The following is a 22,703-nucleotide window of genomic DNA, read 5'->3' as shown; positions in this document are numbered from 1 at the left end:
TCGGTATCCGTCCATGATTACCGTCCGCAATGTGACCAAGCGCTACGGCGGCACCACTGTGCTGGACGATGTCAGCTGCCAAATCCCCCGCGGCGGCATCACGTCCATCATCGGCCCCAACGGCGCCGGCAAGTCCACGCTGCTCTCTTTGATCAGCCGCCTGCAGCCCATGGACGCAGGGGGAGTATCCGTTGCCGGGCTGGATGTGACGGCCACTCCCAGCAAGGAACTGGCCAAGACCATGGCCATCCTCCGGCAGGAAAACCACCTGACCATGCGATTGACCGTGCGTGATCTGGTGGCGTTCGGGCGCTTTCCGCACAGTGGTGGGCGGCCAACAGTTGAGGACCTTGAGCACGTTGAAGAGGCCATCCGGCAGCTGGACCTGGCCTCCATGGCGGACAAGTTCGTTGATGAGCTCTCCGGTGGTCAGCGCCAGCGCGCCTACATTGCCATGGTCCTGGCGCAGGACACGGAATACCTGTTGCTCGACGAGCCGCTCAACAACCTGGACATGAAGCACTCGGTGGAAATGATGCGGCTTTTGCGTCGTTTGGCTGACGAGCTCGGAAAGACCATCGTGCTGGTGGTCCACGACATCAACTTCGCATCCTGCTATTCGGACACCATCCTGGCAATGAAGAACGGCCGTCTCATCCATCAGGGCACGCCCGCAGACATCATGCGCGCCGGAATGCTGTACGACGTCTACGACATCGATATCCGCATAGAGGAAATCGACGGCAACCGAATCGGCGTGTACTTCGCCTGACACTCCCTTTCCCATGCCGGAGTTATCAACATATGTCCCCGGTCAGCAATCTCTTCGTCACGTTTGCGATACCTCCCCCACTAGATAGGAGAAGAGAGCGAACGCTCACTTTCCAAACCCCGAGCTTCCTTGCCCTGCGCACCGCTGTGTGTGCACCAGGGTTGGGAGGCCGGGACTAGCAAGGGAGCTATAGATGTCCGCAGTACAGTCACGGGGTCGTTTCGGCCGGCGGCAAAAATCGCCGGGTTCGAGGGAGGACTCCACAGTCAAGCCTCGGATACCCCCGTCACGGAGACGCTCTGTGATGCGGATTCCGGCGGCAGCACTGGCCGCAGTGGTCAGTGCGGGTTCGCTGATGCTGGGCGTTTCCCCGGCCATGGCAGCGGCAGGGGATTTCACCATCTCACTGACCGCCCCGGAAACGGTCCCGCTGAGCCAGAATTACAACTACACTGCAACCGTTGATTTCGAGGGCGTCGACGCCTCCCATCCGGCAACCGGTGTAACCATGACCACAACACTCCCGGAGGGCACTACCTTCGCGGGGCTCCCTACCGGTAGCTCTTCACCAGTTTTGAGCCACAGCTACGACCCCGCTACCCGAGTACTGAGCATGATCCTTGACGAAACCACTGAGGATCTTGTCAGCATTGTGTACACGGTGTCTCAGGTGGACAACGGGCGCAAGTACGAGGGCTTTCCGCTGAGCACGGAAATGACCGGTACCGGAGGACCAGGCGGGGAAGTATCATCCGGTCCGGTGACGTCACTGGTCACTGGTCCCCATGATTACCGTGCGCAGAAGACGGCCACCACCATCACCGGCTCCACCCATCGCGAGGTGACCTACCGGTTTAATGTGTGCTCGGAGGAAAGCTACTTGAGTTTCTCCGCCTACGCGCAGAAACTCACTGACGTCTTGCCTGCCGGTGCCGTGTTCGCCTCGGCCTCTACCGGCCTGGGCACATGGGACACGAGTGCATGGCCCACAGCTACGTGGACCAGCACCGAACAATACGACCACACCGGATACTGCCTGGACCGAAGCAACACGGGCATTTGGCTGACCGTCCGGTACCCGGAGGATGTAGCTGGTTGGGAAGACGGCCAGCGGCCTCCGGTCAACACCGCCACGTTGGAGACAACAGACGCCAACGGTGTGCTCAGGGCAGGCGTACCCGCTACTGCACAGGGCCCTGCATTCAGTCCGGCAGGTGGCGTAACAACGGCCATCGAGAAATCCTCAGGAGGCCAGACCTCCGCCGGCATGATCGCCAGAAGCACCTACGTTAATGCCTCCTACCTCGGGCCCCGGGACAGCCCCAAGGCCGAGGACCTCGTAGTCACCGATAGCGGTACCGCCGGCGGCCCGTCGGAGGAGTGGTTTCACCACAACGATGTCACCGCTATCAACGTGGCCTTCAGCCCCGTTTTGGCTACCGATGATCTTCCTTACCGCGTTGAGTACCAGACTGATTATTCTGACGCTTGGCAGACCTTTACACCTGCCCAGCCTTCCACCAGTACCAATCTGGCGCTGACCGTGCAGAACACTGGTTCCAGCAGCTGGGAGACGTTCAATGGGAACAATACGCTCGATCTGCCGCCGGGCTCCGTCCTGACAGGGTGGCGCATCTCCGTTGCACCTGGCGCCGAGACGGTGTCCGTTGGCTCGGAAATGCGAATCACAGTTGCAAGCGTGCCAATCTTCCGGGACATCACCGATGGTGTGGTCGCCGTGAACAGTCCTGCCGGCATTCCGCCAGGACCCGTGAACAACACGGCCACCCTCAAGGCCGGGGACCTGACGGGCGAGGCTTCTGACGTCTTTACTCCGGTGGATTCTGTCTACCTGACCACCAACGTCTCAGCTCCCTCGGTCCTGAGCGTGGGCGACACCGGCACTATCAGGGCCGGTATCGTCAACCAAAACCCGTCGGAAACCTACAAGGACGCCTCGATGTCCGTGGTGCTTCCCTGCGGCGTCCAGTACGATCCCACCAAGGCCATCACACCCATCACCGACCTCTCGGTGGGAGTGGAGCCCATCCCTGCTATCGGCAACGGTGTGAAGGTGGATTCCACCTCGCGGGTGGTTGATGCAGAAGGATGCGAACTGCAGGTCATTACCTTCGCCTTCGATCACATCACTCCCATGCGGGATCCGAAGGAAGCTTCTGACCGCAAGGTTGAGAACACGGGGTGGCAGTACGACATTCCCGTCACGGTCCTCGCCAAGGCCTACCAGCCCACCACCTCCTCGGTTCAGGTCGAATCGTATGCCTCCACAGCAGACCCACGGTTCATCGGAGTTGCTGACGGCGGCACAGCCGAACAGACGGTACCGATGATTGGCTACGCCCCCTTCTTCAGCGAAGACATCTACAATTTCGATGCCGCACGGGCAAGTGTCGCCAAAGATATTGGTCGTGTATCGATCAATATTGCCGGTGGTTTGCTGCTGGATAAGTTGTCCGGAACCTCGGCAACGGGTCCGTGGTCCTTGGCCACCACCGTAGGCGAGGACGCGTTCTGGCAGGTCTACGTCAGCAACGTCTTGCCAAACCCGGTGACTGGCGCCACCTTCTTCGACCGTTTGCCGGCGGTGGCAACGGGCGACGATTTCGATGTGGTCCTTTCGGGCGCCGTAACGGGCGCACCGGCGGGGGCAAGGATCGAATATTCCACAGATGCAACGGATGCCACCTCGGGCAACTGGTCCACTGATCCCCTCAACGCCACTGCCTTCCGGATGTTCGTTGACGTCCTGGCATCCGGGGATGACTTCACCTTGGTGGTTCCCACCAAGGTGGCAGGAGATCCCGGCTTCGGGGCGAAAGCAAGCAACGTACTCCTCGCAACAGGAACGTATAACGGGGAAGCGGTCCAGTTCGCTACTAACGAGGCAGCTGTGAATGTGGCCGGAACTCCTGGGCTCGGAATCGTGAAGAAAACCAACGGGACCGTCTACTCTTCAGCTCCCGGTGCAATAGTGGCTAACGGTTCCGATGTGACATGGACCTACGAGGTCACCAACACGGGCAATACGCCGCTTTCAAACATAGCCGTCTCGGATGCCTTCTCCGCAGGGGATGGCAGCACGGGTACGTTGATACCCACCTCGAGCGATACAGGCGCACTGGCCCCCGGAGACACCCGTGTCTTCACCGCTCAGGATGCCGCCGTGGCAGGTCAGTACCACAACACAGCCACTGCCACTGCCGCGGCTACGGACGCAGCAGGGACCCCTTTGGCGCAGCAGCCCGCTCCAGTTGCCGCTGAATCCTGGTACCTCAGCGGCAACACCGGTTTGTCTGTTGTGAAGACCACCAATGGCGAGGATGTTAAAGCTGCTCCGGGGCCGCAGGTGGTTCCCGGCAGCGAGGTGAAGTGGACGTACACCGTGAAGAACACCGGGGACTTTGTCCTGAAGGATGTCCTGGTTGTTGATAAGGACAGCGCTGGCAGGGAGGTGTTCTCCGGGACAGTTCCCCTGTTGGCGCCGGGTGCTTCTGTGGTGTTGTCGGCTCAGGGCGAGGCTATTGAGGGCCAGTACAAGAACACTGTGACGGCATCGGCGGAGAACCCCCTTGGCGGTTCTGACCTGAGTGCTGCTGATGACTCGTACTACTTCGGTGCTCTCCCCGGCTTGACGGTGGACAAGCTCGTCTCAACTACCCAAGAAGGGCCTTGGAGCGAGGCTGTCACCATCAACCCGGCTGAGACGGTCTTCTGGCAGCTCAGCGTGACCAACACCGGCAACACGGTACTCACGGATGTCCGATTCGACGACCCCGCGCTCGGGGCCATCGAGCCAGTTGCCACTCTCGCACCCGGGCAAACGGTCAGCCGGGTCATTGCCCAGAGCAATGTCACAGAGTCCTACGTCAACGTCGTGGTTGCTTCTGCAACGGTGCCCGGCGGAGGAGAGGTCACGGGGAGTGACTCAAGCGAGGTCATAGTGAAGCCGGTGGTGGATGTTCCTCCCGCCGCGTCAGCCACTGTGCCTCCCGCCGCAGCGTCCACCCCGCCGCCCGCCGCGACGACGGGCGACCTTCCTGACACCGGCGCAACCGGTGTCATGATCGGACTCTGGGGCGCTGCAGGGCTTCTGGTTGCTGGAGGCCTGGCACTGGTTGCCAGCCGCCGGCGAGGGAGCGCCTAACGCGGGGCATAAGGTGAAATAAAACAGCGACGTCGGCACTCAAGTCAGGGTGCCGACGTCGCTGTTTCTGTCCTAAGAGTTAGCGCGTTGCCGCGGTTTCGGTTTCCACCATCGCCTTCCACTCAGCCACGCGGGCCTGGTGCAGAGGTGATTTCCGAACAACCGCGTAGGCCACACCAAGAATGGCGAACCAGATGGGCGTCACCAGCAGGGCGGTGAGCGTGTCCGGCTGAGTGGTCAGCGCCCAGACGAGGAACGCGAAGAAGGCGAACACCACCCACACCATGGGGATTCCGCCGGGCATCTTGAACGATGAGGCCGCGTGCTGTTCGGGGCGGCGTTTACGGTACACGAGGTAACTGGCCAGGATGATCGACCAAACGAACATGAAGCAGACTGCGGACACGGTGGTCACCATGTCGAATGCCACGCCAACGTCCTTGCCCGCGTACAGGAGTGCGACGCCGGCCAGCAGCAGGACGCAGGACAGGAACAGTGCGTTCTGGGGTACTTTGCGGCTGGAAAGGCGGCCGAAGAGCTTGGGTGCGTCGCCATCGTTGGCCAGGCCGTAGACCATACGGGATGTTGAGTAGATTCCCGAGTTGGCGGAGGACATGGCCGAGGTGAGGACCACGAGGTTGACCACGGTAGCTGCCATTCCCAGGCCTGCCAGGGAGAACATGGCAATGAACGGGCTCTGGCCGGCTTTGAACTCGGTCCACGGGGTGACGGACATGAGGATGATCAGGGCACCTACGTAGAAGAGCATGACGCGCAGGGGGATCGCGTTGATGGCGCGGGGGAGGTTGTGCTCAGGGTTCTTGGTTTCGGCGGCGGCCGTACCCACCAGCTCGATGCCCACGAACGCGAACACGGCGATTTGGAAGCCAGCCACGAAGCCCATGAATTCCTTGGGGAAGAACCCGCCGTGGCTCCAGAGATTGGTGAAGCTCGCGGTTCCTGCGTTGGATTGGAAACCGGTGAAGATCATCACCAGGCCCACAACGATCAGTGCCACGATGGCGATGATCTTGATGAGCGCGAACCAGAACTCGGTCTCGCCGAAGGCCTTCACGGTGGGCAGGTTCAGGAGAAGCAGAATGATGATGGTGGCCAGGCCCGGGATCCAGAGTTGGATTCCCGGCCAAAGCTCGTCGGCGTATCCCGCAATAGCGATGACGTCTGCCACACCGGTGACTACCCAGCAGAACCAGTAGGTCCAGCCTGTGAAGAAGCCGGCCCACGGTCCAAGAAGGTCGCCCGCGAAGTCGCTGAAGGATTTGTAGTTCAGGTTGGACAGCAGCAGCTGGCCCATGGCGCGCATGACGAAGAAGAGCATGAAGCCGATGATCATGTACACGAAGATCACGGAGGGGCCGGCGACGGAGATGGTCTTACCGGAGCCCATGAAGAGGCCGGTCCCAATGGCGCCGCCGATGGCCAGGAGCTGGATGTGGCGGTTGCTCAGGGAGCGCGACAGGTGTGGCTCGCTGTCCCTGCTGGAGGCGTGAAGCTTCCCTTGTGTTGTCTGGTCGGACATTAGTTCAAGAACCCTTCGAAGGACCCGCCACAATGGTGACGGCCGTTACAAATCTGTTCGATAAAGCTATAGCTAATGTCTGACCAATGGCGAATCGGTCTGCATAGCGAAAGCTCCTCCCATGACATGGAGGAGCTCTGGCCGTTATAGGAACGTGGTGGGAACCTAGGCGATCTGGCGCTTGTAGGCGGCTGTGGCAAAGGCGTAGGAGACCACGAGGATCCCCAGACACCAGGCCAGCGCTACCCATATGTCCCCACCTACCGGACGCTGCGCGAACAGATCCTGGATGGTATTCACAATGGACGTCACTGGCTGGTTTTCGGCGAACCAGCGGACCGGGCCCGGCATGGTCTCCGTAGGGACGAAGGCGGAGCTGATGAACGGTAGGAAGATCAGCGGGTAGGAGAACCCGCCCGCGCCGTCAACGGACTTCGCCGAGAGGCCCGCGATGATTGCGATCCAGGTCAGCGCCAACGTGAAGAGCGACAGGATACCCGCCACGGCCAACCAATCCAGGATGTTGGCGGAGCTGCGGAATCCCATGAGAAGTGCCACCAGCACGATGATCACCAGCGACAGTCCGTTGGCCACCAAGGATGTCAGGACGTGCGCCCAGAGAACCGATGAGCGTGCGATCGGCATGGACTGGAACCGCTCAAAGATCCCGCTCTGCATGTCCGTGAACAGGCGGACTGCCGTGTAGGCGATGCCGGAGGCGATCGCGATCAACATGATGCCTGGGAGCAGGTAGTTCACGTAGTTCTCAGTGTCGGTCCTGATGGCTCCGCCGAAAACGTAGACGAAAAGCAGCATGAGGGCGATCGGTGTGATTGCTGTGGTGATGATGGTATCCACGCTGCGGAAAATGTGCCGCATGGAACGGCCCAGCAGAACAGAAGTGTCTGCGAAGAAGTGGGTGTTCATGACCTGTCCTTTACTGACTCGTTGCCACTGGCCCCAGCGTTGCCGCTACCCACCAGAGCCAGGAAGATGTCCTCCAGGCTCGGTTGCTTTTCTACGTATTCGATCTTGGCCGGCGGCAGCAATTGCTTAAGCTCGGCGAGGGTGCCGTTGGCGATGATGCGTCCCTCATGCAGGATGGCAATCCGGTCTGCCAGTTGTTCAGCCTCATCGAGGTACTGCGTGGTGAGCAGGACTGTGGTGCCTTGGTTGGCGAGGTTCTTGACGATGTCCCACACCTCAAGGCGGGCTTCAGGGTCCAGGCCGGTGGTGGGCTCGTCCAGGAAAATCACCGTGGGGTTGCCGATCAGGCTCATCGCTATGTCCAATCGACGACGCATGCCGCCGGAGTAGGTAGCTACTTTGCGGGACCCGGCTTCCGTGAGGCTGAACTGCGCCAGCAACTCATCCGCGATCTGTCCCGGGTTCTTCAGGTGGCGCAGCTTAGCCACCAGGACCAGGTTCTCCTTACCGGACAGGACCTCGTCCACCGCCGCAAACTGCCCGGTCAGGCTGATGGACTGCCGTACCTGTTGTGACTCGGTGGCGACATCAAAGCCTTCGACGGCGGCAGAGCCGGCACCCGCTTTGAGCAGGGTGGACAGGATCTTTACCATGGTGGTCTTGCCCGCTCCGTTGGATCCCAGCAGTGCAAAGATGCTGCCGGGGGCCACCTCAAATTCCACACCCTTGAGTACGTGGAGGTCCTTGTATGACTTCTCGATGCCCTCTACGCGGATTGCTGCAGTGGTCATGATTCCGCCTCCCTGGCTTTATCAATCGCCTTGTTCAGGCGCTCGCGTTCTTTGTCGATCCAGCGTTTTCCGCCGTATGCCTGGGCGAAGCTCTCTGCGAACTCGATGGGGTCATCACCCACGATGTCGCTGACGGGGGTGCCGTCCACTGCGGCTCGTTCCCATAGGTCGGCCAGGTCCGTGAACATCTGCACCATGGTGTCGCCTTGCGTGACACCGCCGTAGTACATCAAATAGCGGTTGAAGGCGGTGGCCACAGCGAGGTAGGGCTCGGGCAAGGCGTCCAGCCGTGCCTTGGCTTGCTTGTACTGCTTTTTCTGCTCGAGCGATCCGGTGACCAGCTCGATCCATTTTGCTGCCATGCTATTTTCCTTCCTTGCGGAGCTGTTCCAGCCGTTCGGACAAGAAGCTCCATGTGTTCCAGAATTCGCTCAGTTCTTTTTCGCCCTGGGTGTTGAGCGTGTACACCTTGCGGGGCGGCCCTTTTTCGGACGGCCTCTTCTCCACGTCCACCAGGCCCTTTTGTTCGATCCTGACCAGCAGTGCGTACACGGTGCCCTCAGCGATCTCGGTGAAGCCTTGCTCTCGGAGCAGCGTGGTGATTTCGTATCCATACGCCGCCTTCCCGGTCAGGAGGGCCAGGACGATTCCCTCCAATGTGCCTTTGAGCATCTCTGTCATTTGCTTGCCCATCGGACACCTCCTTCACTACTCAGTATTACTAGCTACCACTACATAGTAGAACTAAGTACCGGTACTTAGCAACACTGAGTTCCGAAGAATATCGACCGGAGTGGCATGCTGGGTTGGTGACTACTCAATCCGGTTCCGTGCCCGCCCTGCTGACTGCCGCCGTCGAGTATGGGACCTTCACCCTTCGGCGCGCCCGCAGGGGTGACCTCCCGCGCATCCTCGCGCTGCTCGCGGATGACCAGTTGGGTGCCACGCGCGAAAATGCGGACGATTTAGCGCCCTACGAGCAGGCTTTTGACGCGATCGACGCCGACCCGGCGCACCTTTTGGTGGTGGGCGAACTCGACGGTGATGTTGTTGCGACGTTCCAGCTCAGCTATATCCCCGGCTTGTCGCGCCGGGGATCCTGGCGCGCGCAAATCGAGGCGGTCCGGGTCTCCAGCGCGCTGCGGGGTCAGGGGGTTGGCGCGTTGATGATTCAGTGGGCTATTGATCAGGCCCGGGAGCGCGGCTGCTCTCTGGTGCAGCTCACCACGGATAAGTCCCGCGTGGGGGCCCACCGCTTCTATGAGCGCTTGGGGTTTGTTGCGAGCCATGAGGGTATGAAGCTCACACTCTAAGAGCCTCACCCGCCCTATTCTTTGACACTTAGGTACCCTAACTATTAGGGTACCTAAATATGAACACCTTTGATCCCCGGCTATTGGATCTCGCCCAGGACTTCCGTGAGTCACTTCGGCTCGGCGTGTACATGTTCCGCCGCCTCGATCCCGAAGGCGAGCTAACCGCCGCGCAGCTCAGCCTGCTGTCCATGATTTCCGAGGGCGGCCTCCGAGTGGGCGACATCGCCAAGAACCTGGGGATCAAAGTCCCGAGCGCCACGGAGCAGATCATCAAGCTCGAGCGCGCCTCACTGGTTACACGCCAGCCTGACCCGGACGATTCCCGGGCCGTCCAGGTGGTCATCACCCAAGCCGGGACCGCCGCCGTCGAGTCCGCCAATCAGCGGCGCAATGCCATGGTGGCCGAACTGCTGCAGGGTCTCAGTAACCAGGAGATTGAGCAGCTCGCCTCAGCGTTGCCCGTGATCGCCAAGCTCAACAGCTCGTTCCAGAACTAACCAGATAAGCACCGACAAGGAGCCATTGAATGTCACGCCAGTTGGCTGACGCTTCAGCAAGCGCCGAAACAACCATCGAAACCACCCTTGAAGCCGAGAAAGCTTCATTTCTCAAACAGCCCAAAGCGGTGTGGGCCACGGCGCTCGCGGCCGTTTTCGCGTTCATGGGCATCGGGCTCGTGGACCCTATTCTCCCCGCGATTGCAAAGAATCTCGAGGCGTCCACCAGTGAAGTCTCGTTGCTGTTCACCAGCTATTTCCTGGTGACCGCAATCGCCATGTTGATCAGCGGATTCGTGTCCTCCAGGATCGGTGGAAAGAAGACGCTGCTCATCGGCTTGGCGATCATCGTGGTGTTCGCGTCGTTGTCCGGCCTCGCCGGCAGCGTTGAGCAGTTGGTGGGATTCCGGGCGGGCTGGGGCCTCGGTAATGCGTTGTTTGTGGCCACGGCACTAGCGGTGATCGTAGGTGTGGCCAGCGGAGGAACCGGCACTGCCATCATCCTTTACGAAGCAGCACTCGGTCTGGGTATCTCCCTTGGCCCGCTGCTGGGCGCCCTCCTGGGTGGCTGGCAGTGGCGGGCTCCGTTCTTCGGCACCGCAGTCCTCATGGCCGCGGCCTTCATTGCGTTGCTGGCGTTGCTTCCCAAAACACCCGCTCCCGCCAAAAAGTCCCGCCTGAGGGATCCGCTCCTTGCGCTCGGCCACAAGGGTCTCCGCACCACAGCGGCCAGCGCACTGTTCTACAACTACGGCTTCTTCACCATCCTTGCCTTCACGCCCTTCATCCTGGGTATGGACGCCTACGGAATCGGGGGAGTGTTCTTCGGCTGGGGCGTTGCTGTTGCGGTGTTCTCGGTGTTTGTCGCCCCTGTACTCCAGAAGCGCTTCGGCGCCGTCAAGGTCCTCACCGGTACGCTGGCCGTCCTCATGCTCGACCTGATCGGCCTGGGACTGGCAGCCGGGCACTCGGTGACTGCCGTCGTCGTGCTTGTCATCGTGGCCGGTGCCCTGCTGGGCATCAACAACACGGTCTATACGGAACTGGCCATGGGCGTTTCTGATTCCCCGCGTCCCGTTGCGTCCGCCGGTTACAACTTTGTGCGCTGGATGGGCGGCGCGCTGGCCCCGTTCGCGGCCGCCCAGCTGGGCGAGCACTTCGGCCCGCAAGTACCGTTCTTCGCCGGAGCGGTGGCCATGGCTATCGCCATCCTCGTTGCTTTCGGAGGACGCGGCTACCTGAAATCTCACGAGCCCCACTTGGTGTAGCGGTCCCGAAACCACAGAAAGCCCGGCGGTTTCCGCCGGGCTTTCTTGTGTCGTGTGCTCTATTTCGTGTCGTCCGAGGTGACCGGCAGGGGAGCCACCGGTGCGCCTTTGGGAACGAACAGCGTTTCAGCCTGTTCCAAGGACATGCCGTTGGTCTCCGGAACCTTGAACATCACAAAGAAGAACGACGCCGCCGCGAATGCCGCGTACATGGCGTAAGTCAGTGGCAGCGAACCTGCCGCCATGATGGGGAAGCTGAGCGTGATGGCAAAATTGGCGATCCACTGCGCCGCTGCGGCCAGACCGAGGGCCCGGGCGCGGATGCGGGACGGGAAGATCTCGCCCAGCAGCACCCAGACGAGCGGCCCCCACGAGGCACCGAAGCTGATCACAAAAATGTTCGCCGCTACCAGGGCTACCGGTCCCCACGCGCCCGGGAGGCTGATCTCGGAGCCCGTACCCACGGCGGACGAGAACGCCATTGCCATGACGCCGAGGGATACAGCCATGCCAACGGAACCGGTGAGCAGGATGGGGCGGCGGCCGATGCGATCCACCAATGCGATGGCAACCAAAGTCACCAGGATGTTGGTGACGGAGGTGGCCACGGAGATTGTCAATGAGTCCTTCTCCTGGAACCCGACGGCCTTCCACAACGTGGTGGAGTAGTAGAAGATCACGTTGATGCCAACGAACTGCTGCAGGACGGAGAGGATGATGCCGATCCACACCACTGGCAGAAGGCCGAATCTGTTGCCGCGGAGGGACCCCTTCCTGGTGGAGAGCTTCTCCTCCTGAATGGACTCGCGGATCTCGCGGATGTGGCGCTCGATGTCGTCGCCCGGGATGATGTTGTTGAAGATACTGCGGGCCTGGTCTTCCTTGCCGTTCAGTACCAGGAAATGCGGGGACTCGGGCAGGCGGAATGCGATCCAGCCGTACACTGCGGCAGGCACGGCGCAAGCGATGAACATCCACCGCCAGGCTTCAATGCCAAACCACAGCGTGCCATCTGCGCCGCCGGCCGAGTTGGCCAGCACGGCATCGGAGAGAAGGGCCGCGAAAATGCCGGTGGTAATGGCGAGCTGCTGGAGGGAAGCCAAACGGCCACGTACGTGCCGGGGGGAAATTTCGGAGATATACGCAGGGGCAATAACGGAGGCAAGTCCAATGCCCAAACCGCCTACCAATCGCCAGAGGATGAGGTCCCACACACCAAAGGCAAGGCCCGTTCCCACCGCGCTCACCAGGAAGAGCAGCGCACCGATCTTCATGGCAGGTATACGGCCGTAGCGGTCGGCGATCTTGCCGGCAAAGTAGGCCCCGGCGGCACAGCCCAGCAGGGCAACGGCAACGGCGAAGCCTGTGACCGCTTCCGTCATGACGAACTCGTCCGCCATCGCATCCACGGCGCCATTGACCACGGAGGAATCGAAGCCGAAGAGGAAACCGCCCACCGCGCCGGCGACGGCCAGGCCGATCACCTTCCGTGAAACTGGGGGCGCGCCTTCGGTGCTGGAACTGGACATGGGTCTCCCTTAGGGAATGGGGGTTTGGAAGCGATGTGCGGGACGTCGTCGGCTGTCCGACGGGGACGCCGGTGCACTCGCGCTACACAGTGTGGCACGTCATATCGCTCCAGTTCCAGTCAAGTGACGGAGGCGACATGTATTCACGTAGTTAACGCATCATGTTGCTTCCGCACAGCTGGGAGTTGACTGGGTGGACGCTCCCTGGTTGCTGTGGCGGCAAAAGCGGGTTCATGGCTCAACTAGTTGAACACAAAGCACGGCAGGCCGTCCGAAGACTGCCTGCCGTGCTTGTGGTGCGTGACGTAGTACCTGACGCGCAAATCTAGTGCGCGGGAACGGACTCTTTGGCTGCCGCCTTGGGGTCCGTGAGCTTCTTGTTCGGCAACGCGAAGCTGATCAGGAAGGCAACGAGCATGAGCCCGGCAGCAGTAAGCATCACGATGTCGATCGCCTGGGCGAAGCCCTCGGTGATCGGCCTGGTGAGCGTGCTGTTTGCCGTGTGGAGCCAGCTGGTGTCGTTCAGGGACTCGTTGTTGGCGCCGTTCTTGAAGAAGTCGAAGAGCTTGGCGTTGGCGGGATCCGACGCCACGGCAGGGTCCTGCATGACCGCCTGATAGTCCGGGGTAGCGGCGGCAGTTTTCATGCCGTCGGCGATCTTGTCAGCCGCAGTGCTAAAGAGCATGGAGATGAAGACTGCCGTGCCCACTGCACCACCCATGGAACGGAAGAATGCGGCTGTTGAGGTGCCCACGCCCATATCCTTGGGCGGGACCGAAACCTGCATGGCAAGCGTGAGCGGCTGCATGCAGAAACCCAGTCCGACGCCGAAGAACACGGCGATCAGGCCGGGAACCCAGAGGCCGGTATCGACGCCGAGGACCAGGCCCATTACGGTGGCGGCAGCCGCAAGGATAGCCGTACCCATGATGGGGAAGACCCGGTAGACGCCTGATGAGGAGATGGTTCGGCCGGCGGAGATGGAGCCGAAGAGGATGCCCACAGTGAACGTGATCATCATCAGGCCGGCCTCGGTAGGAGTAAGCCCCTTCACGAGCTGCAGGTACATGGGCAGCATGGCGATGGCGCCGAACATACCAATGCCGATGATGAAGTTCAGCAGCGAGGACAACCCGAAAGTGGTGTTCTTGAAAAGACGCAGCGGGATCAAGGCGTAGTCTCCGGCGCGCTTCTCAGCCAGAAGGAAGGCGACGATGCCGATGACGCCAAGCCCATAGCAGAGCCAGGATGCGCCCGAGGCCCAACCCCAGGTGCGGCCCTGTTCTGCAACCAGCAGCAGCGGAACAATCGCAAGGGTGATCGCGGCTGCACCCCAGTAGTCGATCTTTTGCTTCACGTGCCGGGCCGGGAGGTGCAGGTACATGAAGACCACAACAAGGGCGGCGAGCCCAATGGGGAGGTTGATGAAGAAGACCCAGCGCCAGCCTTCAAAGCCCAGGATGTTGGCCGAGCCGGCGAACGCGCCGCCAATGACCGGACCGAGCACGGAAGAAATACCGAACACAGACATGAAGTAGCCCTGGTACTTTGCCCTGTCCTTCAGCGCCACGATGTCGCCGATGATGGTCAGCGCCAAGGCCAGCAAACCGCCGGCGCCCAGGCCTTGGATGCCGCGCGCAATGGCAAGCTCGGTCATGGAGTGGACGGATCCTGCGTAGAGGGAACCGATCAGGAAGATCACGATGGCCACGAGGTAGAGGGGGCGGCGGCCAAAGATGTCGCTGAGCTTGCCGTACAGCGGGGTGCTCACGGTGGAGGTGATGAGGTACGCCGTGGTGGCCCACGCCTGGAGGGACAGGCCATCGAGGTCGTTGGCGATGGTGTAAATGGAGGTGGACACGATGGTCTGATCCAGCGAGGACAGGAACATGCCGAGCATGAGCCCCACCATGACCGTGAGGGTCTGACGATGCGTCAGGACCTCTCCGGCGGCCCGTACAGGCGCAGTTTTGGACATATCTTCTCCAGAGGTGGCAGAAAAGTGGATTAAGCAGGATAGTTGCTTTCAGTAACTATCTTACAGGCCGGTTGATTCCCGACGGGATAATATTTCTTCCACTTTCCCTCTAAGTCGGCAGCCCGGTGAGGGTCAGCGCTCGATCAGAATGCCGTCCGGATCGCAGAAGATCATCACGCCTGGCTGGATACGGACGCGATCGATGACCAGCTGGACATCCACTTCACCCACACCTGTCTTGGCGCTCTTCTTCGGGTTACTGCCGAGTGCCTTGACGCCCAGGGGTAAGCGGGCGATCGCCTCGCGGTCTCGAATGGCACCGTTGATCACTACGCCAGCCCAGCCATTGGCCACAGCGCTTTCCGCAATCATGTCTCCCATGAGTGCTGTCCTCAGTGACCCTTGTCCATCGATGACCAGAACGGCGCCGTCGCCGGGTGTATTGAGGATGGTCTTGACCAGGGCGTTGTCCTCGAAGCAGCGGATAGTGCGGACAGGGCCGCTGAAATGCGTGCGCCCGCCCAGGTTGTGAAACTGGATGGCGATGGACTCGAGTTCCTCGCCGCGATCGTCGTAGAGATCGGCGGTATTTACTTGCTCACTCACGGTGCTGCTCCTCTATCGGTTTGAGGCCACACTAACCCCTGGTTCAGTGCTGCGGCAGGAGTTGTTTCGGCCTATGTGGATAAAAGACCCGACGGCGGTTCAGTGTGGCCGCGTCGCGCTAGGCTGAATCCAAACATTCAAAGAGGGGGAACCTGCTATGAGCTTGTCCGATCTGCCGGGACCGGTGCCGGACCCAGCCGTAGTCCGTGGAGGTACCGCTACGGCGCTGGCCGAGCCGGTCAGCCGTGTGCGACCCCTGTGGGTTACGGGCGTGGTGCTGGTTAACCTGGGCATCAATGCAGCGTTCTTTGGACCCCTCCAAGTGCTCCTGGGCCTGCAGGCAGCTCACTTCGACGAAGGCCAAAAGGAAGCGATCCTTGCTTTGGTCACCGGCTGTGGTGCAGCCGTTTCCATGGTGGCGAACCCGCTCTTCGGGGCCTTCAGCGACCGCACGACGTCCAGGTTTGGTCGCCGCGTTCCCTGGGTGTTGATGGGCGCCATCCTTGGAGCTGTTGCGTTGATTGCTTTGGCTGGCGCTCCCAACGTTGCAGCCATGACTTTGCTGTGGTGCCTGGTGCAGGCCGGAGCCAACGCCATGTACGCCGCCATCACGGCCGCCATTCCTGATCGTGTTCCTGTTCCACAGCGCGGAACTGTTGGCGGATTGGCCGCCATGGGACAGACGGTAGGAATTCTCATCGGAGCCGTGATCGCTGCGGTCGTTGTTGGAAACTTTGCCGTTGGTTACTGGCTGTGCGCTGCAGCGCTGCTGGCCGGCGTCGTGCTTTACCTCTTCAAGAATGACGATCAGCAGCTTCCACCAAGCGAACGTCCGCCGTTCAACTTGGCGGACTTCCTCAAAGGCTTCTGGGTTTCGCCCAGGCGCTACCCGGATTTCGCGTGGGCTTGGCTGACTCGCCTGCTGGTAAGCACCGGCAACCACATGGTCACGTTGTACTTGTTGTTCTTCCTGAGTGATGCTGTGCGTTTGAAGGAAACCGAGGGAATCGATCCGTCGTTTGGTGTGCTTATTCTTACCGGGCTGTACGCGGTGTCGGTTATCGTCACCAGCGTGGTCGGGGGCAGGCTGAGTGACAGGATGGGCAAACGGAAGCCTCTGGTCATCGCTTCGTCGGTCATCATTGCACTGGCGTCGTTGATCCTTGCCTTTGCGCCGACGTGGATTGGCGGGCTTGCCGGTGCAGTGGTTCTGGGGATCGGCTTCGGAGCCTATCTCGCCGTTGACTTCGCGCTCATCACGCAGGTCCTTCCGACGGGGATGGACCGCGGCCGGGATTTGGGCGTTATCAACATTGCCAACTCACTGCCGCAGGTGATCGCCCCCTTGATCGCCTCTCCGTTTGTCCTTTATTGGGGCGGCTACGTCTCGCTGTACGTAGCCGCCGCAGTCATTGGGCTCTTGGGCGCCGTGTTCGTGGTGAAGATCAAGAGCGTGGACTAGTCCTAAAAGACGTAGTTCATGACGTTCCAGCCACTTCCGACTACCGGCTGCCCCTTCCATTTGAAGCCGTAGATGCCCCAGCTGCTGAAGCCTGAAGGGTCGGCGAGGTACATCGTCAGCAGGCCGTTGGGGCTGATGCCGTAGACGTCGTTGTAGCCATCTCCGTTGAAGTCACCGGCAATCCCGAAACGACTAAGCGCCTCCCAGCCCCTGCCAATGGTTCCGTCAAAGGCGTCGGGGCTACCGTAATCGAAGAAGAAACCGTTGCGCTGCGATGAACGGGCCTGCAAGTCGCCAAAGCGGGTGCGCGCGAGGACCACGGCTTCGGATGTGCCATAGAAATGCCCGGCCCCTGCAGCATCTAGTCCCTGCCAGCTCGTAGTGACCTTGCTCGGCGCGAGCCAACCACCCCGCCCGTTGCCGGGGTAGAGGAAGACATTGCCTGAACCATCCTGGGCAAGGATGTCGTTGGTGCCATCACCGTTGAAGTCACCGGGTGCGATCAGATTGACGAACCCCTGCCATCCCTGACCAATCTGGAACGCCTGTTTCCAAGCCCCTGCACCGTTTCCTTGGTAAAGGAAGAGCCGTCCGTAGCCGTCGCGGCCCATGACGTCTACGGTTCCATCGCCGTCAAAGTCGCCCGGTGAAACCAAGAGGTTGTAAATGTGCCAGCCGTTGCCGATCACTTGCGGCGCTCGCCAATTGCCTCGTCCATCGGTGGGGTAGAGGAGCAAGCGGCCCGCGTTGTCCCGGGCGAACAGATCGAAGGTGCCGTCGCCGTCGAAACCCTTCGATCTAGGGGCTGCTTCTACGGGAAGCCCCTGGATGGATTCTTTGCTAGGCACCGCATCTTTTGTGAAGGAGGCCGTGGTGTCCACCGCTTCTTCAGCTGCGGAAGCAGGGACGGCCGAGACCAAGAGGCAAGTGGCTAAAGCCGGGGCCGTAATGAGTGCAAGCAGTCGGCGTGGACTGCGGCGGCGCGCAGGCGCGCGAAGGGCAGAGTTAAAGCCCAAGGATTCCCCCAAAATAAGGCGGCACAGAGTTGGCCGAAGAGATCAATTGGGATGACACTACCGCCTGCTGGCCCGCTGGCATATAGCGGTCCGAATATTGCGACGCCGTGGATGGATGGCGAACACACACCAATTCGATGGTTCCCTGCTCACGGTGCCGTTCGCAACAGCGTAAGCGCCAAGGAACCCTCGAAATGGTGGCTTGAGGCTAGAACAGGTCCGTGAAACCGCCCCAACCCCAGCCGACAACTTCAGCGCCGGCCCAGCCGGCCCTGCCGTTGCCGTAGTAGGCGCGCAGTTGGCCGGAGCCATCCACAGCAAAGACGTCGAGGCTGCCGTCGGCGTTGATGTCGCCGGCGCTGCCGATCTTGCTCATGCCGTTCCAGCCCTGGCCAACTACGGTCATGCCGTTCCAGCCGCCGGCACCGTTGCCGCTGTAGAGCCTCAGGTAACCGGCAGAATCGCGAGCCAGTACGTCAACGTTGGTGTCGCCGTCGAAGTCGCCGGGGGTGATGAGCGCGTTCAGGGAGTTCCAGCCTTGCCCCGCCACGGACCGGGGCAGCCATCCGCCGGCACCATCGCCGGGGTAAAGGTAGAGAACCCCGTTGGCGTCGCGGGCCAGGACATCGTTGGTGCCGTCGCTGTTGAAGTCTCCGGGAGAGACCAGCGAAGTGAAGATGTTCCACCCGGTCCCGACCTTCCGGGGGCCGCTCCAGCCGCCTGAGCCGTCACCGCTGTACAGGTAGAGGCCGCCTGCTGAGTCCCTGCCCAGGACGTCGTTGATGCCGTCGCCGTCGAAGTCACCGGGGGAGAGCACTGTGGGGAAAATATTCCAGCCTGCACCGACCGTCTTCGCCGGTTCCCAGGAGTTCTGGACCCGCGGGTACATCAGCAGCGCGCCATCGGATCGGCGGGCCAGGAGCTCGAACGCCCCGCGGCCAGTGAACCCGTTGGGCCGGTTGGACGCAGAAATCGGAGCGGTTTCCTCGCTGGCGACTTCCATGCCTTCACAGGGATAGTTGGCCACCAGGTGCGCGGCGATGGTTTTGCCGCGGTCTTCTTCAGTGAGGACATAGTCGGGCCATGTGGGGTGGTCCGTTGCTACTTCACCATCGCGCGTCCAATAGATGCGTGTGTCCGGGCCGGCAGCAGCGCCGCAGCCCTTGTACGCGTAGGGGTCCCAGGTGACCGTAAGGGTGGAACCAACGTATGGCGCGCCCGTGATCACCGGCGGTTCGGGGTCCATGGTGGCCATGGCGGGGGCGGGGGCCAGAACAACTGCTGCAAAGATCGCAGCCCCTATTCCGGCTATAGCCCGGCGCACGCCGGACGTAGGGCGTGATGAAGCAAACATTGTGTCCTCCCCAGACTTTATGGGGTTAATGGTACCGCGACTGGGATCTTCCTAGAAGATTGCTGTGAACCACCCGAATCCGGCGCCCACCGCTTCGGAACCTTTCCACCCCGTCTTGCCGTCGCTGTAGTACGCAAGCAGCCGGCCCTGCTGGTCCACTCCGTAGACGTCGGGGAAGCCGTCACCGTTGAAGTCACCGGCACCGCCAACATATTTGAGGGCGTTCCATCCGACGCCGATCATCCAGGACCGCGACCAGCCTCCTGAGCCATTGCCGCCGTAGAAGAACAGATAGCCGCTGCGGTCACGTGCCAGGATGTCCACATTTCCGTCGCCATTGAAGTCGCCGGGCGTCACCAGTGCGTCCATGACGTTCCAGCCGGTCCCGACGGCGGTTCGCGCCAACCAGCCGCCGGCACCATTGCCCGGGTAGAGATAGAGGGCGCCGCCGGGTTCTCGCGCGAGGACATCGTTATGGCCGTCGCCGTTGAAGTCTCCCGGACCGACGATGGAGTCAAACACGTTCCATCCGTTACCGATGGGCTTGGCTGGCTTCCATCCGCCTGCGCCGTCCCCGCTGAAGAGGTAGAGCCCCCCGACGGAGTCACGCACTATCACGTCGCTTTTGCCGTCACCGTCGAAGTCGCCTGGGGAGAACGCCGTGTTAAAGATGTTGAAGCCGTAACCCACGGTTCGGGCTGGATCCCATGCGCTGCCATTTCGCCCGTAGAGCACCAGCGAGCCATCGTTGGCGCGGGTGAGGAGTTCAAAGCTGCGACCAGTGAAACCTGCAGCCCTGTTCGCGGCTCCCACGGGCTTGGTTTCGTTACTGTGCAGCGATTCTCCGCCGCAGGCCGTGGTGCTGGCTGTTAAGTGCGCGGCCATGCGGGCGCCGGTGTCGTCCTGCTCCAGCGTGTAGCTGCGTGCGGTTTCCCCGGCCACCAGAAAGCCGTCCCGGGTCCAGTAGATCGTGAAATCGGGGCCTTTGCCGCCCCCGCATCCGTAGAACGTGTACGGGCCGATATCCGCGGTCAGCTTCTTGCCGACGAATGCTTGACCGTTGACTATGGGGTCCGGCCCGTTGCTGGGCGCGGCCGACGCCGGCAGGGGGCTAAGTGCCATGGCCGCAACAGTAGCGGTCAGCAGCGCTGCTGCCATCCGGCGTCGTAATTTCCCCATGTGTGTGTTCCTCCCGAGTGGCTTCAAAACCTGCATGAAGTGTATGTCTGCCGGGTGGATAGACGGGAAAGGCATGGCTCATGGAAGCAGATCGAGCTCTCAGGAAACGGTCATTTTGCTCCCGTATCATTGATGCGATCGGCCAGCCGTGGTCCTGGACCCAGCCGGCCGTTTCCTTGTCAGCCTGCCAAGAGATCGCCGGAAATGCCCGCAACAAACTCACTGGAACCCTACTCCCTTGACCTGACCACGGGGCTGCCCCGTATGGCTGCCGCGCCCACCACACCGCGGCAGCAGTTGCGCTATGCCCGCATTCTCAAGACTGCCGAAGGCTTCGCCCAACGGCAGTTCGATACGTTGAGCCTTTCTGACGTGGCGGCCCGGGCTGACATTCCGCTCGGTACGCTCTACCGTTACTTCCCCTCCACAGCTCACCTGATGCTGGCCGTCTATCGGCAACAGCTGAGGGAACTCCGCGACGGCGTCGGGCTGCGGGAAGGTAAAGGCCATGCCCTCGCGGGTTTGATGATGGAAATTTTTCACTTGCGGGTTATGCAACCGGGTATTGAGCACTGCCTCATCCGTCCTGCGGGTAAGGATGACGACACAGCGCAGCTGCTGCGCGAGATCGATGCCCTGTCCGAAGAAGTGGTCGGTTCGTTGAGCAAGGACCAGGGTAAGGACACGGTGAAGGCCCGCATCCTGCTGCACTTGGTCAGTGGCTTGGTGCAGGCGGTCCGCTGCCGGAGGTTGTCCTTATTTGAGGCGGAAAAGGACCTGAAGAAAGCGTGCACGCTGCTCTCTGGTGAATGAGAAACGGGCCGCTGGTCTAGACCGATGCGGCCCCAAAACACGCTTTTTGGCGTGAGGTAGCTCACAATTTGGCTTGGTTGAACGTTTTACTCTCGAATCGTCTCTGTTGGTATTGAATCTTGTACCCTCAACGTGTCCCTAGGCTGGAATCACCGAAGCGGCTAGCAGCCCCCTATCTGCAGAAGCAATGCCGGACCAGTCACCCTTGGCCCGCACCAGCAGTTCTGTTCCTGCCCGAATCATGCCGTGGGTCCACGGCTAGCCTGAGGAGACAAAGACGTGTCCATTGAGACAATTGCAACTGATAACGACGCCCTGGTACTGAGTGAAGAAGAGATCTTCACCGCCCACGAAGGCGGCAAGCTGACCATTTCCAGCACCGTCCCGCTCAACAACAAGCGCGACCTCTCCATCGCATACACCCCTGGCGTTGCCCAGGTCAGCCGCGCAATCCACGCCAACCCCGAGCTGGCCCGCACCCACACCTGGGCCGAACGCCTGGTTGTTGTGGTCAGCGATGGCACCGCCGTTCTGGGTCTGGGCAACATTGGCCCCAGCGCTTCCTTGCCGGTCATGGAGGGCAAGTCGGCCCTCTTCAAGTCCTTCGGCGACCTCGACTCCATCCCGCTGGTCCTCAACACCACCAATGTGGACGAGATCATCGAAACCCTGGTCCGCCTCCGCCCGAGCTTTGGCGCAGTAAACCTTGAGGACATCTCGGCTCCGCGCTGCTTCGAACTCGAAGAGCGCCTCATCGAAGCCCTGGACTGCCCGGTCATGCACGACGACCAGCACGGTACCGCCGTGGTGGTTCTTGCCGCCCTGACCAACGCCGCCAAGGTGACCCAGCGCGAGCTCGCCGGGCTCAAGGTAGTCGTCTCCGGTGCCGGTGCCGCTGGTATCGCCATTGCTGAGATCCTTCTGGCTGTTGGCATCAAGGACGTCATCCTGCTCGACTCCAAGGGCGTGGTCAACGCGGACCGTGCAGATCTCGTAGCCGATCCCGGCAGCGTCAAAGCCCGCATGGCCCAGCGCACCAACCCCCGCGGCATCAGCGGCGGTCCGGGCGAAGGACTGACCGGAGCCGACGTCTTTGTGGGTGTCTCCTCTTCCAAGCTGGATGAAGAACACCTGAAGCTCATGAACGATCAGTCGATCGTGTTCGCCCTGTCCAACCCGGACCCTGAAGTTCTGCCCGAGGTTGCCCAGAAGTACGCAGCAGTTGTAGCCACCGGCCGCAGCGATTTCCCGAACCAGATCAACAACGTTCTGGCCTTCCCGGGCATCTTCCGCGGAGCGCTCGATGCCAAAGCCCGCCGCATCACACCCGCCATGAAGATCGCTGCGGCCAACGCCATTGCTGAGCTCGCCGCAGAGGACCTCTCCGCGGACTACATCGTGCCGAGCCCGCTGGACGCCCGCGTGGCACCGGCGGTCACCGCGGCAGTTGCCGCAGCCGTCACCGAGTAGCGGTTACCAACGCAAGACCG

General features: G+C 61.3%; 19 protein-coding genes. 8 read left to right on the top strand and 11 right to left on the bottom strand.

Annotation, left to right across the window (positions count from 1 at the left end; genetic code table 11):
• Positions 1 to 13 precede the first annotated feature (13 nt).
• Together LDN70_RS19425 and LDN70_RS19420 are read left to right on the top strand one after the other, a co-directional pair.
• Positions 14 to 772, top strand: a complete 759-nt coding sequence (locus tag LDN70_RS19425) for an iron ABC transporter ATP-binding protein (protein ID WP_142937587.1) — start codon at positions 14 to 16, stop codon at positions 770 to 772.
• Positions 773 to 1,076: 304 nt separating this feature from the next.
• On the top strand, positions 1,077 to 4,937 hold the full coding sequence (locus tag LDN70_RS19420; protein WP_223942690.1) for a CLIPPER-2 domain-containing protein: 3,861 nt from the start codon (positions 1,077 to 1,079) through the stop codon (positions 4,935 to 4,937).
• Between the two features lie 79 nt (positions 4,938 to 5,016).
• On the opposite strand, the gene cycA is transcribed toward LDN70_RS19420, so the two are convergent.
• The 5 genes from cycA to LDN70_RS19395 form a co-directional block, all read right to left on the bottom strand.
• Positions 5,017 to 6,477 carry a D-serine/D-alanine/glycine transporter gene (cycA, locus tag LDN70_RS19415; protein ID WP_187697086.1) on the bottom strand — a complete coding sequence of 487 codons (1,461 nt, stop codon included), beginning with the start codon at positions 6,475 to 6,477 and terminating at the stop codon, positions 5,017 to 5,019.
• Positions 6,478 to 6,642: 165 nt separating this feature from the next.
• On the bottom strand, positions 6,643 to 7,404 hold the full coding sequence (locus LDN70_RS19410) for an ABC transporter permease (RefSeq protein WP_166842484.1): 762 nt from the start codon (positions 7,402 to 7,404) through the stop codon (positions 6,643 to 6,645).
• Complete coding sequence (locus LDN70_RS19405; RefSeq protein ID WP_166842483.1) at positions 7,401 to 8,195, bottom strand: ABC transporter ATP-binding protein; 795 nt, start codon at positions 8,193 to 8,195, stop codon at positions 7,401 to 7,403. The genes LDN70_RS19410 and LDN70_RS19405 overlap by 4 nt, the downstream gene beginning before the upstream one ends.
• Entirely contained in the window at positions 8,192 to 8,557 is a 366-nt protein-coding gene (locus LDN70_RS19400) for a DUF1048 domain-containing protein (protein WP_142937592.1), read from the bottom strand. Before LDN70_RS19400 ends, LDN70_RS19405 begins: the two co-directional genes overlap by 4 nt.
• Position 8,558: 1 nt before the next feature.
• Positions 8,559 to 8,888: a PadR family transcriptional regulator gene (locus LDN70_RS19395; protein WP_142937593.1), complete on the bottom strand. Its 330-nt coding sequence runs from the start codon at positions 8,886 to 8,888 to the stop codon at positions 8,559 to 8,561.
• Positions 8,889 to 9,001: 113 nt separating this feature from the next.
• On the opposite strand from LDN70_RS19395, the gene LDN70_RS19390 reads away from it, so the two are divergent.
• From LDN70_RS19390 to LDN70_RS19380, 3 genes are read left to right on the top strand one after another with little or no spacing between them, the layout of a single operon-like run.
• Complete coding sequence (locus LDN70_RS19390; protein WP_223941151.1) at positions 9,002 to 9,508, top strand: GNAT family N-acetyltransferase; 507 nt, start codon at positions 9,002 to 9,004, stop codon at positions 9,506 to 9,508.
• 59 nt (positions 9,509 to 9,567) lie between these two features.
• Positions 9,568 to 10,008, top strand: a complete 441-nt coding sequence (locus LDN70_RS19385) for a MarR family winged helix-turn-helix transcriptional regulator (protein WP_142937595.1) — start codon at positions 9,568 to 9,570, stop codon at positions 10,006 to 10,008.
• 29 nt (positions 10,009 to 10,037) lie between these two features.
• Positions 10,038 to 11,276 carry an MFS transporter gene (locus LDN70_RS19380; RefSeq protein ID WP_142937596.1) on the top strand — a complete coding sequence of 413 codons (1,239 nt, stop codon included), beginning with the start codon at positions 10,038 to 10,040 and terminating at the stop codon, positions 11,274 to 11,276.
• A 59-nt stretch (positions 11,277 to 11,335) separates the two neighbouring features.
• On the opposite strand, the gene LDN70_RS19375 is transcribed toward LDN70_RS19380, so the two are convergent.
• The 3 genes from LDN70_RS19375 to rraA form a co-directional block, all read right to left on the bottom strand.
• Positions 11,336 to 12,805, bottom strand: coding sequence for a sugar porter family MFS transporter (locus LDN70_RS19375; RefSeq protein WP_142937597.1), 1,470 nt, complete (start codon positions 12,803 to 12,805; stop codon positions 11,336 to 11,338).
• A gap of 325 nt (positions 12,806 to 13,130) precedes the next feature.
• Positions 13,131 to 14,783 carry an MDR family MFS transporter gene (locus LDN70_RS19370; protein WP_142937598.1) on the bottom strand — a complete coding sequence of 551 codons (1,653 nt, stop codon included), beginning with the start codon at positions 14,781 to 14,783 and terminating at the stop codon, positions 13,131 to 13,133.
• 132 nt (positions 14,784 to 14,915) lie between these two features.
• Entirely contained in the window at positions 14,916 to 15,389 is a 474-nt protein-coding gene (gene rraA, locus LDN70_RS19365; RefSeq protein ID WP_011776445.1) for a ribonuclease E activity regulator RraA, read from the bottom strand.
• Positions 15,390 to 15,546: 157 nt separating this feature from the next.
• Between rraA and LDN70_RS19360 the strand changes: the two genes are divergently transcribed.
• Positions 15,547 to 16,851, top strand: a complete 1,305-nt coding sequence (locus tag LDN70_RS19360) for an MFS transporter (protein ID WP_223941150.1) — start codon at positions 15,547 to 15,549, stop codon at positions 16,849 to 16,851.
• A 2-nt stretch (positions 16,852 to 16,853) separates the two neighbouring features.
• On the opposite strand, the gene LDN70_RS19355 is transcribed toward LDN70_RS19360, so the two are convergent.
• The 3 genes from LDN70_RS19355 to LDN70_RS19345 form a co-directional block, all read right to left on the bottom strand.
• Positions 16,854 to 17,699: an FG-GAP repeat domain-containing protein gene (locus LDN70_RS19355; protein ID WP_223941149.1), complete on the bottom strand. Its 846-nt coding sequence runs from the start codon at positions 17,697 to 17,699 to the stop codon at positions 16,854 to 16,856.
• Positions 17,700 to 18,075: 376 nt separating this feature from the next.
• Positions 18,076 to 19,221 (bottom strand): FG-GAP-like repeat-containing protein, encoded by a 1,146-nt coding sequence (locus tag LDN70_RS19350; protein WP_142937601.1) that lies wholly within the window; start codon positions 19,219 to 19,221, stop codon positions 18,076 to 18,078.
• 51 nt (positions 19,222 to 19,272) lie between these two features.
• Entirely contained in the window at positions 19,273 to 20,400 is a 1,128-nt protein-coding gene (locus tag LDN70_RS19345) for an FG-GAP repeat domain-containing protein (protein ID WP_223941148.1), read from the bottom strand.
• Between the two features lie 204 nt (positions 20,401 to 20,604).
• Between LDN70_RS19345 and LDN70_RS19340 the strand changes: the two genes are divergently transcribed.
• Both LDN70_RS19340 and LDN70_RS19335 read left to right on the top strand, forming a co-directional pair.
• The gene (locus tag LDN70_RS19340; protein WP_166842476.1) at positions 20,605 to 21,213 is read left to right on the top strand and encodes a TetR/AcrR family transcriptional regulator; all 609 of its coding nucleotides are present in this window, start codon (positions 20,605 to 20,607) and stop codon (positions 21,211 to 21,213) included.
• 279 nt (positions 21,214 to 21,492) lie between these two features.
• Positions 21,493 to 22,683 (top strand): NAD(P)-dependent malic enzyme, encoded by a 1,191-nt coding sequence (locus tag LDN70_RS19335; RefSeq protein ID WP_166842475.1) that lies wholly within the window; start codon positions 21,493 to 21,495, stop codon positions 22,681 to 22,683.
• The last annotated feature ends 20 nt before the right edge of the window (positions 22,684 to 22,703 follow it).

The sequence above is a fragment of the Arthrobacter sp. StoSoilB22 genome, from assembly GCF_019977315.1.
Taxonomy (GTDB): domain Bacteria; phylum Actinomycetota; class Actinomycetes; order Actinomycetales; family Micrococcaceae; genus Arthrobacter.
Note: the sequence above shows the minus strand (reverse complement) of the source record. Positions and strands in the feature narration are given on the sequence as shown.

Coding starts and splice junctions, on each gene's coding strand:
- LDN70_RS19425 (WP_142937587.1), top strand. CDS start 14: ATGATTACCGTCCGCAATGTGACCAAGCGCTACGGCGGCACCACTGTG.
- LDN70_RS19420 (WP_223942690.1), top strand. CDS start 1,077: ATGCGGATTCCGGCGGCAGCACTGGCCGCAGTGGTCAGTGCGGGTTCG.
- cycA (WP_187697086.1), bottom strand. CDS start 6,477: ATGTCCGACCAGACAACACAAGGGAAGCTTCACGCCTCCAGCAGGGAC.
- LDN70_RS19410 (WP_166842484.1), bottom strand. CDS start 7,404: ATGAACACCCACTTCTTCGCAGACACTTCTGTTCTGCTGGGCCGTTCC.
- LDN70_RS19405 (WP_166842483.1), bottom strand. CDS start 8,195: ATGACCACTGCAGCAATCCGCGTAGAGGGCATCGAGAAGTCATACAAG.
- LDN70_RS19400 (WP_142937592.1), bottom strand. CDS start 8,557: ATGGCAGCAAAATGGATCGAGCTGGTCACCGGATCGCTCGAGCAGAAA.
- LDN70_RS19395 (WP_142937593.1), bottom strand. CDS start 8,888: ATGGGCAAGCAAATGACAGAGATGCTCAAAGGCACATTGGAGGGAATC.
- LDN70_RS19385 (WP_142937595.1), top strand. CDS start 9,568: ATGAACACCTTTGATCCCCGGCTATTGGATCTCGCCCAGGACTTCCGT.
- LDN70_RS19380 (WP_142937596.1), top strand. CDS start 10,038: ATGTCACGCCAGTTGGCTGACGCTTCAGCAAGCGCCGAAACAACCATC.
- LDN70_RS19375 (WP_142937597.1), bottom strand. CDS start 12,805: ATGTCCAGTTCCAGCACCGAAGGCGCGCCCCCAGTTTCACGGAAGGTG.
- LDN70_RS19370 (WP_142937598.1), bottom strand. CDS start 14,783: ATGTCCAAAACTGCGCCTGTACGGGCCGCCGGAGAGGTCCTGACGCAT.
- LDN70_RS19360 (WP_223941150.1), top strand. CDS start 15,547: ATGAGCTTGTCCGATCTGCCGGGACCGGTGCCGGACCCAGCCGTAGTC.
- LDN70_RS19350 (WP_142937601.1), bottom strand. CDS start 19,221: ATGTTTGCTTCATCACGCCCTACGTCCGGCGTGCGCCGGGCTATAGCC.
- LDN70_RS19345 (WP_223941148.1), bottom strand. CDS start 20,400: ATGGGGAAATTACGACGCCGGATGGCAGCAGCGCTGCTGACCGCTACT.
- LDN70_RS19340 (WP_166842476.1), top strand. CDS start 20,605: ATGCCCGCAACAAACTCACTGGAACCCTACTCCCTTGACCTGACCACG.